At 73.7% G+C, this 13,648-nt stretch carries 10 protein-coding genes and 1 tRNA gene; 8 read left to right on the forward strand and 3 right to left on the reverse strand.

What is annotated here, in order from left to right; translation table 11 throughout:
- Positions 1-247: 247 nt before the first annotated feature.
- Entirely contained in the window at positions 248-856 is a 609-nt protein-coding gene (locus AB0G17_RS14950) for a histidine phosphatase family protein (RefSeq protein ID WP_361381259.1), read from the reverse strand.
- 193 nt (positions 857-1,049) lie between these two features.
- Here AB0G17_RS14950 and AB0G17_RS14955 point away from each other — a divergent pair, with 193 nt between their 5' ends.
- The 7 genes from AB0G17_RS14955 (at position 1,050) to AB0G17_RS14985 (ending at position 7,496) form a co-directional block, all read left to right on the forward strand.
- Positions 1,050-1,931: a phosphatase PAP2 family protein gene (locus AB0G17_RS14955; protein ID WP_361381262.1), complete on the forward strand. Its 882-nt coding sequence runs from the start codon at positions 1,050-1,052 to the stop codon at positions 1,929-1,931.
- The gene (locus AB0G17_RS14960; protein ID WP_361381265.1) at positions 1,852-3,102 is read left to right on the forward strand and encodes a hypothetical protein; all 1,251 of its coding nucleotides are present in this window, start codon (positions 1,852-1,854) and stop codon (positions 3,100-3,102) included. The genes AB0G17_RS14955 and AB0G17_RS14960 overlap by 80 nt, the downstream gene beginning before the upstream one ends.
- Positions 3,093-4,679, forward strand: coding sequence for a hypothetical protein (locus tag AB0G17_RS14965; protein WP_361381268.1), 1,587 nt, complete (start codon positions 3,093-3,095; stop codon positions 4,677-4,679). The genes AB0G17_RS14960 and AB0G17_RS14965 overlap by 10 nt, the downstream gene beginning before the upstream one ends.
- Positions 4,679-6,019, forward strand: a complete 1,341-nt coding sequence (locus AB0G17_RS14970; RefSeq protein WP_361381721.1) for an AAA domain-containing protein — start codon at positions 4,679-4,681, stop codon at positions 6,017-6,019. Before AB0G17_RS14965 ends, AB0G17_RS14970 begins: the two co-directional genes overlap by 1 nt.
- A gap of 126 nt (positions 6,020-6,145) precedes the next feature.
- Positions 6,146-6,487, forward strand: coding sequence for a hypothetical protein (locus tag AB0G17_RS14975; protein WP_361381271.1), 342 nt, complete (start codon positions 6,146-6,148; stop codon positions 6,485-6,487).
- A gap of 351 nt (positions 6,488-6,838) precedes the next feature.
- On the forward strand, positions 6,839-7,432 hold the full coding sequence (locus AB0G17_RS14980) for a bifunctional DNA primase/polymerase (RefSeq protein WP_361381274.1): 594 nt from the start codon (positions 6,839-6,841) through the stop codon (positions 7,430-7,432).
- A tRNA-Lys gene (locus tag AB0G17_RS14985) sits at positions 7,423-7,496 on the forward strand. The genes AB0G17_RS14980 and AB0G17_RS14985 overlap by 10 nt, the downstream gene beginning before the upstream one ends.
- Before the next feature lie 109 nt (positions 7,497-7,605).
- On the opposite strand, the gene AB0G17_RS14990 is transcribed toward AB0G17_RS14985, so the two are convergent.
- Positions 7,606-8,874: a M6 family metalloprotease domain-containing protein gene (locus tag AB0G17_RS14990; RefSeq protein ID WP_361381277.1), complete on the reverse strand. Its 1,269-nt coding sequence runs from the start codon at positions 8,872-8,874 to the stop codon at positions 7,606-7,608.
- 372 nt (positions 8,875-9,246) lie between these two features.
- Between AB0G17_RS14990 and AB0G17_RS14995 the strand changes: the two genes are divergently transcribed.
- Entirely contained in the window at positions 9,247-11,058 is a 1,812-nt protein-coding gene (locus tag AB0G17_RS14995; RefSeq protein ID WP_361381724.1) for an EAL domain-containing protein, read from the forward strand.
- 858 nt (positions 11,059-11,916) lie between these two features.
- Here the strand turns inward: AB0G17_RS14995 and AB0G17_RS15000 are convergent.
- Complete coding sequence (locus AB0G17_RS15000) at positions 11,917-13,620, reverse strand: glycosyl hydrolase family 18 protein (RefSeq protein WP_361381279.1); 1,704 nt, start codon at positions 13,618-13,620, stop codon at positions 11,917-11,919.
- Between the last annotated feature and the right edge of the window lie 28 nt (positions 13,621-13,648).

Below are 13,648 nucleotides of genomic sequence, written 5' to 3' on the forward strand. Positions count from 1 at the left end.
CGGTGTTTGTCCGCGGGCCGGTGAGGGCTGGTCGCTCCCCCCAAGTTCTCGGCTTCGCTCGAACAGGGGGGACCCCCATCGCGGCGGAGCCGCACATGTCACAGTCCCGCGCCCCTGAGATGCGCCCTTTCGGGCGCCCAGGGGATTGCCGCGCAGCGGCACTTTCAGGGGCGCGGGGAACTGCGCGACCAGCCACATACGGCCCGCAGACGAACAGGGTCCGGGGCAGAGCCCCGGTGAAGGGGGCTTACAACTCCAGATGGCCCGTATCGTTCCACCGCTCCACCGCCGGCGCCCCGTACGCCCACCCCAGGACCGACAGCGACGTCGGGTCGAGCTTGATGCGGGCCGCGAACCCGATCGGCTCGCCGAGCCAGCGCGCGGCGATCGACCGGAGGATGTGCCCGTGCGCGAAGACCAGCACGTCACGCGAGGCCGACCGCGCCCACGCCACGACCTCGTCCGCCCGGTCCGACACCTGCGCCAGCGTCTCGCCGCCCTCGACCCCGTCGCGCCAGATGAACCAGTCGGGCCGGCCCGCCTTGATCTCGGGCGGGGTGAGCCCCTCGTACGCCCCGTAGTCGAACTCCATCAGCGCGTCCCAGTCGGTCGCCCGCTCCCCGAAGCCCGCCAGGTCGCACGTCTCACGCGCGCGTACCAGCGGACTCGTGCGGACCTCGACGTCCGCCAGGCCGTCCCACGGCGCCCGGTGCAGCCGCTCGCCGAGCAGTTTGGCGCCCCGGCGGCCCTCTTCGAGCAGCGGGATGTCGGTCCGGCCGGTGTGCTTGCCGGCGAGCGACCACTCGGTCTGCCCGTGCCGGGCGAGCAGGATGCGCGGTGCGGCGGCGGCTGGCATGTCAGGTCACTCCCGGGGCGCGTGCAGAATGCCGAGGGTTCGGCGGAGGTTCATCTCCATCATCGCGCACCCTCGCGGCCCTCTCCCGCGTCCTTCGGGGGTGGGTGCACACGCGCACTCACGACCACCGTACGGTTGAACACTTGAACGGGCCCCGACGGGGCCCTGAAGAAGAGATGGAGAGGGTCCGGAGATGCAGCACCCCGCGCCTCGGCCCCGCTGGTGGACCGAGCTGCCGCTCATCGCCATCGTCTATGCCGCCTATTCGGCGGGCCGCCTTCTGGTGAGCGGCAGCGAGTCGCAGGCCGTGGACCACGGCCTGGCGATCCTGCGCATCGAGAAGTACCTGCACATCAACGCCGAGCACCCGCTCAACCGGCTCTTCACCCGCACCCCGTCGCTCGGCATACCCGCTGACTTCGCCTACGCGTCGCTGCACTACCTGGTGACGCCCGCGATCCTGGTGTGGCTGTTCCGCCGCCGCCCGGTGCAGTACCGCGCCGCGCGCACCTGGCTGATGCTCTCCACCCTCATGGGCCTGGTCGGCTTCTCGCTGCTGCCGACCTGCCCGCCGCGCCTGCTCGACCCCTCGCACGGGTTCGTCGACACGATGGCGCAGTACAGCTCGTACGGCTGGTGGGGCGGCGACGCCAGCGCGCCGCGCGGAATGGGCGGCATGACCAACCAGTACGCGGCGATGCCGAGCCTGCACGTGGGCTGGGCGCTGTGGTGCGGTGTGATGCTGTGGCGCTTCGGCGGCCGCCGCTGGACCCGCGTCCTGGGCGTCGCGTACCCGCTGACCATCACGTTCGTGGTGATGGGCACCGCCAACCACTATCTGCTCGACGCGGTCGCCGGGGCGGTCGTGATGGGGCTCGGGCTGCTGCTCGCCCGGCCGGCGCTGCGGCTCGCGGAGGGGGTGCGCGCCCGCGTCGCACCCGGCTCGTTCGGCACTCCGGCCCCGATTGTCAGTGCCGGATGCAAGACTTCCACGGGTGAGCGAATCCCAGGGCAGCGCACGTCCGACGACTCCACCGCGGGAGCGGACGACAGCCATCCGTCAGCGGCTCGCTGAGCTGCGCGGACCCACCGCCGTGCCACGCCCGCTGGACGCCCGGGCGCTGGCGGCCCTCGCCGCCAACCCGGGCTGCCGCCGGCGCGCGCTGCTCGACGGGGCGGGCGTCGACAAGGGCGCGCTGGCCGAGGCGCTGGGCTCCCCGTCGGCGGCGTTCGGCCAGTCCCAGTTCGCCATCGCGCGCGGCAACACGTTCGAGGCCCGCGTGAAGTCCGACGGCGGTACGGAACTGCTGCGCCTGCTCCACGAGCACACCGGCGGCCAGGCCCCCGAGGGCGCGGCCGTCCCCGACTTGGCCGCGGCCGGTCCCGAGGGCCGGGCCGCCCGGACCGCGCTCGCCCTGCGGGAGGCAACGGCGTCGGGCGGCTGGACGCTCCTGGACCACCCGATGCTGGCCCTGGAGGTAGCGGGCTCCCCCGCCTATCTGGAGCCGGACGCGGTGGTGGTCGCCCCCGACGGCCGCTGGACGGTCGTCGAGATCAAGTCCTTCCCCATGATCGACGCGGCCGCCGACCCGTCCAAGGTCGGCGCGGCGGCCCGCCAGGCGGCGGTGTACGTACTGGCGCTCGAGCGGGTCGCGGGCCTGGTGGGCGGCGCGCTCGCACCCGCCGACCGCGTCGCGCACTCGGTGCTCCTCGTCTGCCCCAAGGACTTCTCCAACCTGCCGACCGCCTCGCTCGTCGACGTACGCAAACAGTTGTCGGTGACCCGCCGCCAGCTGGCCCGGCTCACCCGGATCGAGGAGATCGCCGACGGCCTGCCGCCGGGCGCCACCTTCGATCCGGAGCGCCCGTGCGAGGAGCTGACCGGCACGGTCGAGGCGGTCCCCGCGTCGTACGCGCCGGAGTGCCTGGCCGCCTGCGAGCTGGCCTTCCACTGCCGCGACCGGGCCCGCGCGGTGGACGCGGTGACGGCCCTGGGCCGGGGTCTGCGGGCCGAGCTGGGCGGTCTGACGAGCGTCGGCGCGGTCCTGGACGCCGCGCGCGGCCACACGGGCGACGCGTCCGACCCGGCGGTGGCGGCGCTGCGCAGGGCGGCGGCCCTGCGGGCGGAGGCGCTGGCGGGCGCGGGAGCCGGGGGAGGCGTGGGACCCGGGGGAGGCGTGGGAGCCACCGGAGCCGTGGGAGCCACCGCAGCCGCGGGAGCCATGGGAGGCGCCGTATGTCGCTGATCGCCACCCTCGCCCGGCTTGAGGCCGTCGAGGCCGGACGGGCCGCGCCGCTGGCCACGGTGTGCCACCGGCACCTGTCCGGGCGCCCGCTCGTCCTCGTACCGCTGACCACCTCCGGAGAGGCCGGGGCGCCGCTCGGGGCGCTCGTCGGGACCGACCGCGAGGCGCCCCGCCTGCTCGTCGTGGGGCAGCCGCGCGACCGCGAGCTGCGGTTCGCGTTCCTCGCCGAGCTGGCCGACGCCGTACTGCCGCACCTGGACGCGTACGCGGACGAGGTGGAGGCCGCCGAGCGCAACGAGACCGACCCGGAGACCGGCAAGAAGGTCAAGGTCGAGGTCGAGCTGTGCGCCGACGCGCCGCAGATCGTCGTGCCGGGCCGGGCCGCGATCGACTTCGTCCGGCTGCTGGGCCGGTCCATGCGCTTTCGCCGGACCGCCGAGCAGGACCCGGACACCCCGCACCCCGCGCCGCCGCGCGTGCCGCTGCTCGGCCGCTGGCTGACGCACTACGGGGAGCGCGCCCGCGTCCCCGGCTCGGCGCTGCTGCTCGCCGCCACGGACCTCCTGGGCAGGCACTGGGCGACCGGCCAGTCCAGCCTGGAGGACCAGCACCTGGGCGCGCTGCTCGCCTGGATCGACCCGCCCGAGGGCGCCACGGGCGCCGAGGCGGCCCTGCGGGCCGAGCTGGCCCGGGACCGGGACGGCCAGCTGCTGTGCCCGCCCGCGGGCCCGGCCACCGACCCGGCCTTCGACAACAAGCTGCTCGCCCCGGCGATCGACCGCTACGACCGCGCCCGCCAGGCGCTGTACGCGGCGCAGGACGGCGAGGCGGCCGACGCGCGCCTGGGCGAGCTGAGCCGGGCCGAGCAGGAGATCCGCCGGCTGGTCGGCGACCAGCTGCGGCCCACCTGGGAGGCGGTGTGGCGCTCCCTGGACCTGCTGCGGGAGCTGCCCGCGGCGCCGCGCGCGGCGGACCGCTGGACCCGCGACCGCTGGTCGTTCACCGCGCACCGCGACCGGGTGCGGGCCGGTGAGCCGCCACAGCCGCGCCGCGACGACGCGGTGACGGCGGCGGCCAAGCTCGCCTCGCGCGAGACCGCGCAGGCGCAGCTGGAGGCGCAGGAAGCGCTGGACGACCCGCTGGTGATGGCCGGGCGGCGGCTCGCCGGGGAGGCGTTCGCGGGCGAGGTCACCGATGTGGTGATGGCCTGGTCGGAGTCGAAGCGGCCGAGCCCGCGCCCGCTGGTCACCGTCCGCACCGACGACGCGCCGCACCTGGCCGAGCGGGCGAAGGTGTTCCGCTCGCTGGACGGCAAGCCCCAGTCGGCGGAGTTCGTGGGGTACGAGGCGGACGGCGCGCTCGTCCTGCGGCTGCTCGACAAGATGGGCCGGAGCAAGGACCCGGCGCCCGGTTCGGTGCCGGAGAAGGGCGACCGGCTGTGCTGGACGCTCTTCGAGCACGACCAGCGCGGCGGCCCCAAGCTGCCCGATCCGGAGGCCACCCCGTGGACCCACGGCGGCCCGCCGGGCACGGACGCGGAACACCCCGACCCCCTCACCCCGGAGGACCTGCTGTGATCCGTGCCGAGCGCGGCTTCGACCCGGGCGCGGCGGCGGCCGAGGCCACCGGGGCGATCCTGCGCGACACCCTCCACTCCGAGGCCCGGGGCGTGGTCGTGGACTCGCCGCCGGGCGCCGGGAAGTCGACGCTCGTGGTGCGCGCGGCGCTCGAACTGGCCGCCGCGGGGCGCCCGTTGATGGTGGTGGCGCAGACCAACGCCCAGGTCGACGACCTCGTCGTACGGCTGGCCGAGAAGGAGCCCGACCTGCCGGTGGGCCGGCTGCACAGCAGCGACGCCGACCCGTACGACAAGGCGCTGGACGACCTGGCGAACGTACGCAAGTCGTCGAAGGCGGGCGATCTGGCGGGGCTGGACGTGGTGCTGTCGACGGCGGCGAAGTGGGCGCACGTCAAGGACGTGGAGCCGTGGGCGCACGCGATCGTGGACGAGGCGTACCAGATGCGCTCGGACGCGCTGCTCGCCGTGGCCGGGCTCTTCCAGCGGGCACTGTTCGTGGGCGACCCGGGCCAGCTGGACCCGTTCGCGATCGCGGACTCCGAGCAGTGGGCGGGGCTCTCCTACGACCCGTCGGCGAGCGCGGTGACGACGCTGCTCGCCCACAACCCCGAGCTGCCGCAGCACCGGCTGCCGGTCTCCTGGCGGCTGCCCGCGTCGGCCGCGCCGCTGGTCTCGGACGCGTTCTACCCGTACACGCCGTTCCGCAGCGGTACGGACCACGGCGACCGGCGGCTCTCCTTCGGCGTCCCGTCCGACGGCTCGGCGCCGGACCGCGCGCTGGACGAGGCGGCCGAGTCGGGCTGGGCCCTGCTCGAACTGCCGGCCCGCCACACCCCGCGCACCGACCCGGAGGCGGTACGGGCGGTGGCCCAGGTGGTCCGCAGGCTCCTGGACCGGGGCGGCGCGGCGACCAGCGAGCGCGCCCCGGACCCCGTGCCGCTCACGGCGTCCCGGATCGCGGTCGGCACGGCCCACCGCGACCAGGCGGCGGCAGTGCGGGCGGCACTCGCGGAGCTCGGGGTGACGGGGGTCGCGGTGGACACGGCGAACCGGCTCCAGGGCCGCGAGTTCGACGTGACGGTGGTACTGCACCCGCTGTCCGGGCGCCCCGACGCGACGGCGTTCCACCTGGAAACGGGCCGCCTGTGCGTCCTGACCTCCCGGCACCGCCACGCCTGCATCGTGGTGTGCCGCGCCGGCGTGGCGGACCTGCTCGACGAACACCCCTCGACCGAGCCGGTCCAACTGGGCGTGACGGTGAAGTTCCCGGACGGCTGGGAGGCGAACCACGCGGTGCTGACGCATCTGGGGGAGCACCGGGTGGTGTGGCGGCCCTAGCCCCCCGGGGGCGGGGGCGCGGTGGGGGGCGTGCGGGGTGGCCGAGGCCTACTTGCGGGGCGCGGGACAATGGAGGGTGGCCCGGGGCGAACACCGGGCCGTTGAACTGCGGCAGGAGGAGACCCGATGGCGGAGCCCGAGCGGAAAGAGCAGCGGCTGAGGCCGGCGCCGTTGCTGTTCGAGCCGGCCGAGGCCGCCGCCGACCCGGAGCACTTCTTCGACCTGGAGTCGATCGAGGACCCCCGGGAGCTGCTGTCGCGCTCGACGGAGCTGGCGCTGGCGTTCCGCGCGGCGGCGGACCGGGCGGTGGAGTTCCAGGCGATCGCGGCGGCCCAGCTGGCCGACCCGCGCCGCTTCGACCGCCTCACGGCGGCGGACATCGCGCAGCGGGCGCAGTGGACCGAGGACTACGCGAAGAAGATGGTGGAGTTCGGGCGGGATCTGTCCCGGGGGGCGGACCGGGGCTAGGGGGCCGGGGCTAGGGGGCTGGCCGGGGGTTCGCCTGCGGGCCGGTGGGGGCTGGTCGATCCCCCAAGTTCTGGCTCTCGGCTTCGCTCGAACAGGGGGACCGGGACCCCCATCACGGCGGAGCCGCACACGTCACGGCCCCGCCCCTGAGAGCCCATGGCTGAGCTCGACCACGGGTTCAGGGGCGTGGGGAACCGCGCCACCAGCCACGGGCGGCCCGTAGACGAACCCCGGGCACAACAAGGGCGCATATGCCACCGGCCGCGCAAGATACTCCTCCACGCCCCACCCTGTCCCGGTTTCCGTTATTCCGCCGAGACGGGGGCGCCGGGCCCCGTAGAAGTAGTACGCATGAGCACCATGCAGCGCGACGAAGCCCTGCTCCCCCGCGACGGCGCCGGGGAGGTGACCCCCGAGGGCGCCGCCTGGCTCGCGTCGGCGGCGCCGTACCCGCGCAGCACCCTCGCGCTGTGGGAGGCCCGGCCGGGCGCCCCCGTCGTCCTCCCCTGCGGCTCGGCGTTCGACGTGGTCAACGTGCCCGCCGTCTTCGGGCGCCGGATGCTCGACCGGCTGTGGGGGGAGGGGGCGGGCTCCGGACCGGTCGCCCACCACCGGGGCCGGATGCTGCTCTTCGCCACCCCCGGCACCGCCCACCGGCTGCCCGCGCTGCTCGACTGGGAGGAGTGGGCCGGGGTGCCGCCGTTCCTCTGCCACGGCACCGGCGACGCCGTCACCGTGCCCGGCCTCGCGCGCCCCGAGCACCCCGCCGCCCCCCGCTGGCTGGTCGCCCCCGACACCCGCCGGCCCTGGCTCCCGGGGCCCGACGTACTGCTCTGGGCGTGCGTCCGGGCCGCCCGGGACGCCGCCCCCGCCGACCGGCGCTTATCGATTTTTCCTCCCGCCGATCAGGATGCTAAGGTCTACGACGTCAGCAGGCGCCGCTAGCTCAGTTGGTTAGAGCAGCTGACTCTTAATCAGCGGGTCCGGGGTTCGAGTCCCTGGCGGCGCACAGACGGAAAAGGCCCCTCGCGCGAGCGGGGGGCCTTTTCGTGCCCCCCCCGGGGGGGCTTTTCGTGCGCTCCCGGGGGCCTTTTCGTGCACTGCCACGAACACCACGCCTACGGCGTGACCCGCACCGTCCACCCCCCCGACCGCGTCCGCCCCGTCGCCTCGATCCGGATCCCCTCCCCCGGCACGGTGAACGTCTCGCCCACGTTCAGCGGCGCGTCCGCGAGCGCCGGGTAGACCGAGTGCTCCCAGCACGCCCCCGTGTCCGGGTGGGTGTCCAGGACCTCGACGGGGCCGGTCCCCGACGCCGTCTCGCTGCGGACCCGGTAGATCAGCAGCCCCGACGTACAGGTCGTACGGTCGTTGCCCGCCGGGTCCCGCGCCTCGATCGCGACCGCGCTGCCCTCCGAGGTCCGTACCACCGCGAGCCGGACCCCGCTCGGCCCCACCCGCTCGGGCGACTCCGAGAGCGGCACCAGGGTCAGCCGGGAGGAGCCGCGCGTCGCCACGCACGCCACCTGGCGCCGGTCCAGCCACCCCAGCTTCCACTTGTGCCAGCCGAACAGGTCCGGCGCCATCCCGAACTGGCTGCCCATCACGTCCCAGTCGCCGACGTACGTGTCCCAGTCGCCCTTGCCGTCCATCGGGCGGTGGTAGAGGTCGGGCAGGTCGAAGACGTGCCCGGTCTCGTGGGCCAGCACATTGCGGTCCGGCGGGTGCTGCTCGAAGACCGTGACGACCCGCTTGAGGTCCGTGCCGTCGACCCGCAGCGGCTGGTCGAAGTTGACGACCTTCGTGGCGTCCGAGTCGACACCCGGCGCGTCCGGGTCCGCGACCAGGTAGACGATGTCGTACGCGGAGAAGTCGACCGTGGGGTCGGCCGCCGTGACGGCGTCGCGCAGATACTCCGTGCGCCGCTCCGGGTCCCAGTCGCGCTGTATCCGGTAGGCCGTCGACGGCTTCGGCATCTTCACCCAGTTCGGCTGCGGATCGGCCTTGAGCCGGAACTTCCCGTACGAGGCACGGGTGAAGAAGTCGCTGGTAGCGGGAAAGTAGTCGGTGGCGAGGTCCTTCGGGGCGGCGACGGGCGACGAGTCCGGGAAGGAGAGGAAGACCATCACCGCGTTGAGCGTGCGCACCGGGCGCGGATAGGCGGTGTTCCAGGTGTCCACTCCGAGCGAGTGGTGTGCGGCGGTACGGGGCAGGGCGCAGGGCATCGCGGATCTGGCGGCCACGGCGGGGCCCGCCACGAGGGTGGTGGCGGCGACCGCCGTCAGGGAGGTGAGCGCGGCGGCGGCACTGCGCAGCCGGGCACGCTCCACTCCCCCCGGTGTCAGCTGACGCTCCACGTCGACCTCCGGGTACGGAATGCGGGACACCCCACCCACCTTGTGGTGGTTTGTGTGATTTCGCCCTGTTCCGCTGCCCCAGGTGGGTGAGGAGCCCGACACCAGCCCGACACCCCGACGCCTTACAGAAAGTCACAATCGGTCACATGAGGATCGCCGCTGGCCAGGCACGTGCAGAAACGATCAGCCTCGGCTCCCGGGTGCGCATGATCACGGCCGTGGAGCTGGATCGGCTCTTGCGCCTGCCTCTATGATCGGCACACTTTCCTGCGTGGATTCAGCCCCGGGCGGCTGTCCTCCACCCGGCCGACGGCCCCGACCACATCTCTGTACGACTCGAATGCACAGCGGGAGCGAGCGGTGAGCGGAACCCCCGAAGGACCGGGAGCAGCCCCCGGGACCATGCGGCCGCCGGTCACAGAGCGTCATCTGGAGGGGCCCGAGCGGCCCGTCGGCCGGCCGCCCGAACGTCACGCGGTCGGGCGCACCGCTTCTGAGCCGCGCGACTACCGCGCGGCCTTCAACGCGGCTCATCTGGCGATGGCGCTCGTCGACCGGGACGGCACGGTGGCCGCCGTCAACGACGCGCTGGCCGAGCTGCTCGGCTCGGAGCCCGCCGCGCTGTGCGGGCAGGCCGCCGCCGACCTCGTGGACCTCGCCGCCGACGCCCGCACCTGGCACATCTACCAGGAGGTGCTGAGCGGCAGCCGCTCCCGCTTCCGCTGTACGCGCCGCCTCAAGCACCCCGACGGGCACTCCCTCTGGGCCGAGGTCACCGTCTCGCCGGTGCGCGACAGCCCCGGCGCGCTGCTCTCCATCACCGACATCAGCGACCGCCGCGAGCTCCAGGCGCGGCTGCGCCACCTCCAGATGCACGACCCGGTGACCCGGCTGCCCAACCGCACGCTCTTCTTCGAGCGGCTCGCGGGCGCGATGGAGGCCTCCACATACGGGCGCGGCGGCACCGGCCGGATCGGGATCTGCTACCTCGACCTCGACGGCTTCAAGGCCGTCAACGACACCCTGGGCCACCGCATCGGCGACCGGCTCCTGTCGGCGGTCGCGGCCCGCCTCACCCACTGCGCCGACCAGAGCGGCTACGCGCGCAGCGGCGGGCACCTGGTGGCGCGGCTCGGCGGCGACGAGTTCGCGGTCCTGGTCGAGGACTCGACGGGGACCGAGCAGCTGGCGGACCTGGCGAAGTCCGTACTGGCCGCGCTCCAGCAGCCGTTCGACCTGGCCGGGCAGCGGCTGTCGGTCTCCGCGTCGATCGGCGTGGTGGAGCGGGCGGTGGCGGGGACGACGGCGACGGGCCTGATGCAGGACGCCGACACGACCCTGTACTGGGCCAAGGCCGACGGGAAGGCCCGCTGGACGCTCTTCGACCCGGAGCGCAACGCGCACCGGATGACCCGTCAGGCGCTCTCCTCGACGCTGCGGCCGGCCGTGGAGCGGGGCGAGTTCACGCTGGAGTACCAGCCGTTGGTGGGCATGGCGGACGGGGCCGTGGAGGGCGTCGAGGCGCTTGTCCGATGGAACCATCCTCAGTTCGGCACACTTGCGCCGAATCGGTTCATCGGAATTGCGGAAGAGGACGGCTCGATCGTCCAGCTCGGCCGCTGGGTGCTGCGCACGGCCTGCCGGCAGGCGCGCCGCTGGCAGATCGAGCACCCCGGAGTGCCGCCGATCTTCGTGAGCGTGAACGTCGCCGTGCGCCAGGTCTGGGACTCCGACCTGGTCGCGGACGTGGCGGAGATCCTGGCCGAGACGGGCCTGGCGCCGCATCTGCTGCAACTGGAGCTGACGGAGTCGGCGGTCATGGGCTCGGCGGGCCGCCCGCTCCAGGCGCTCCAGGCGCTGTCGGACATGGGCGTACGGATCGCGATCGACGACTTCGGCACGGGGTACTCCAACCTGGCGTACCTCTCCCGCCTCCCGGTCTCGGTCCTGAAGCTCGACGGCTCCTTCGTCCGCGGCTTCCAGTACGACGAGGGCGGCACGCACCCCAACCCCGCCGACGAGACGATCGTCGAGGCCCTCGTCCAGCTCGCCCACCGGCTGGGCCTGAAGGTGACGGCCGAGTGCGTCGAGACGTCCCACCAGGCGGGGCGGTTGCGGCGGATCGGGTGCGACACGGGGCAGGGGTGGTTGTACTCGCGGGCGGTCCACCCGGAGCTGATCGCGTCCATGCTGGGCGAACGCTGCCGGGCGTAACGGGGTTTGGGCCGGGTGTTCGCCTGCGGGCCGGCGGGGGCGGGTCGCGCAGTTCCCCGCGCCCCTATCCGGCCCAGTGTTCACCTGCGGGCCGGCGGGGGCCGGTCGCGCAGTTCCCCGCGCCCCTATTTGGCCCGGTGTTCACCTGCGGGCCGGCGGGGGCCGGTCGCGCAGTTCCCCGCGCCCCTGGGGGGTGGGGTGCTGCGGTGACGTAAGGCCCCGCCGGGGTCTGAGCGTCGTTCGGGTGCCGGTCGGCTTGGGCTGGTCGCGCAGTTCCCCGCGCCCCTAAAGCCTCGTCGTTGGTCCAGTGCGGGCCGTCCCGGGTTTGTCGCGCAGTTCCCCGCGCCCCTAAAGCCTCGTCGTTGGTCGGGTGCGGGCCGTCCTGGGCTCGTCGCGCAGTTCCCCGCGCCCCTTCGGGCAGAACGGGGCCCGGCACATTCAGCCCCTCCGGCGTTCGAGGAGCGGCGGGGCAGGGAGCGGAGCTCCCGCCCCTTCAGGGGCGCGGGGAACTGCGCGATCAGCCACAGACAACCCGCAGACGAACGGGCCGGGGTGCGGGGGCCGCAGGCCCCGCAGCGGGGGGCCGGGGCACAGCCCCGATGCGGGGGCGCAGGGTCCGCAGGCCCCGCAACGGAGGTCCGGGCGCAACCCCGAGGCGGGGGCCCGGGGGCGCAGCCCCGAAGCGGGGTGCAGGGGCCGTAGGCCCCGCCAGGGGGCCCGGGGGCGTAGCCACCGGGAGACCAACCTCAGCCCACCCCCCGCCCCCGGAGGGTTAAGGGAACGGGCGGGGTGGGGGAAAGGAGAACCGCCCCACCCCCGGCACGGGGTGGGGCGGTCTCCCCCCGCAGGGGGCTCACATCAGCACGCGCCGAGGTCCTGCCACACGCCCCACTCCCCCGTCGTGCCGGGCTCCTCGCCCTTCGTCCACCACTTGGCCTTCCAGTTGTGGCCCTTGTAGGAGACCTGCGTACCGCCGGTGTACGTGCCCGCCGCATCCCAGGCCGCAGCCGTGCACCCGGTCGTCGGAGGCGTCGTGGGCGGAGTGGTCGGCGGCGTCGTCGGCGGAGTGGTCGGCGGCGTCGTCGGGTCCGGCGTCGAGGACGGGGACGACCCGACCGCCGTCGCGATCTGGCCCAGCAGCGTCGCCTTGTCGTCCAGCCCCAGCAGCGAGTACATCATCGCGCCGGCCAGCCCACGGGCATGCGCGTAATCCGCCCGCGCCTGGATCGACTTCTGGTTCAGGCCCGTGAAGAACTCGCCGTCCTTGTAGAAGTAGGACGCCTTCGCCTGGTCGTCCCAGAACGTCGTCGCCGGGTTGTCGACGATCCCGCCGAGCTCCTTGTAGTGGGCGATGCCCGGCTGCTGGCTCAGCGGCCGCGCACCGGACGGGCCGGTCGCCGCCTGGGCCAGGCCGTTCGCGGTCCCCGCCGGGACGCCCTTCCAGCCGCGGTAGTAGAACTCGTACCCGAGGGTGAGCTTGTTCGCCGGGAAGCCGCCCGCGATGCCGTACGCCGCGTTCCCGTCCAGCCAGGCGTCGACCGCGTTGGCGATCGAGTACTTCTGGGTGCCCGGCTTGATGACGTCGGTCGGGTCGTTCGCACCCGAGTACAGCGGCGACTGGTGGTACGTCGGCCCGTCGCCGTCCCACGCGCCGTGCATGTCGTACGTCATGACGTTCGCGTAGTCGAGGTACTGCCCGACCTTGTCCGTCTCGATGTTCTTGATCTTGTCCTGGCCGGCCGGCATCGCCGCCGTCAGCAGGTACTTCTTGCCGCCGTGCGCCGCCCCGTACGCGTCGAGCTGCTTGCGGAACTCGGCCAGCAGCAGGGTGTAGTTCTGCTTGTCCTCGGCCGCGTAGTGGTTGCCGAGGTGGCCGTCGGGCGAGCCGGGGTACTCCCAGTCGATGTCGATGCCGTCGAAGATCCCGGCGGCCGAGCCGACGCCGCCGAAGCCGCCGTCGACCGGCAGGTCGCCCTGGATGTACTGCTTGACGCAGGACGCCACGAACTTCTTGCGGCTGGCGTCGGTCTTCGCCGCGTCTGAGAAGTACTTGGAGTAACTCCAGCCGCCGATCGAGATGTTGATCTTCAGCTTGGGGTACTTGGCCTTGAGCTCCTTGAACTGGTTGAAGACACCGACGATGGGCTGGTCCCACTTGTCGCCCTCACCGCTGACGCTGTCCGCCGCGCTGAAGGACTTCTGGTAGTCGGCGTACGAGTCGCCGGCGCCGTCCCCGGCGCTCGCGTTGTTGTCGTCGCCCGCCGCCTTGTTGGCCTCGAAACAGGTGAGGTCGGTGGGGTGGATGTTGCCGAACGAGTAGTTGATGACGTCCAACTTGCCCGCGATGCCCCGGGTGTCGAGGTGCTTGGGGTAGAAGGCGTTCCCGTACACACTCCACTGGTCGTAGTACGCGATCTTCACGCCCCCGGTGGACGCGGCGACGGTCCGGGCGTCCGCGGCGGAGGCGGTACCGGCCGGGCCGAGGCCCGCGAAGGCGGCCAGCACGCCGGCGGCGAGCGTCGCGGTCGTGAGGGCTGCGGCTAGAGGTCTGCGGACGGGCACGGTCGGCCTCCGGGGGTGAGCGGAACGG

Source organism: Streptomyces sp. NPDC023838 (genome assembly GCF_040639555.1).
In the GTDB taxonomy this organism is placed as follows: Bacteria; Actinomycetota; Actinomycetes; order Streptomycetales; family Streptomycetaceae; genus Streptomyces.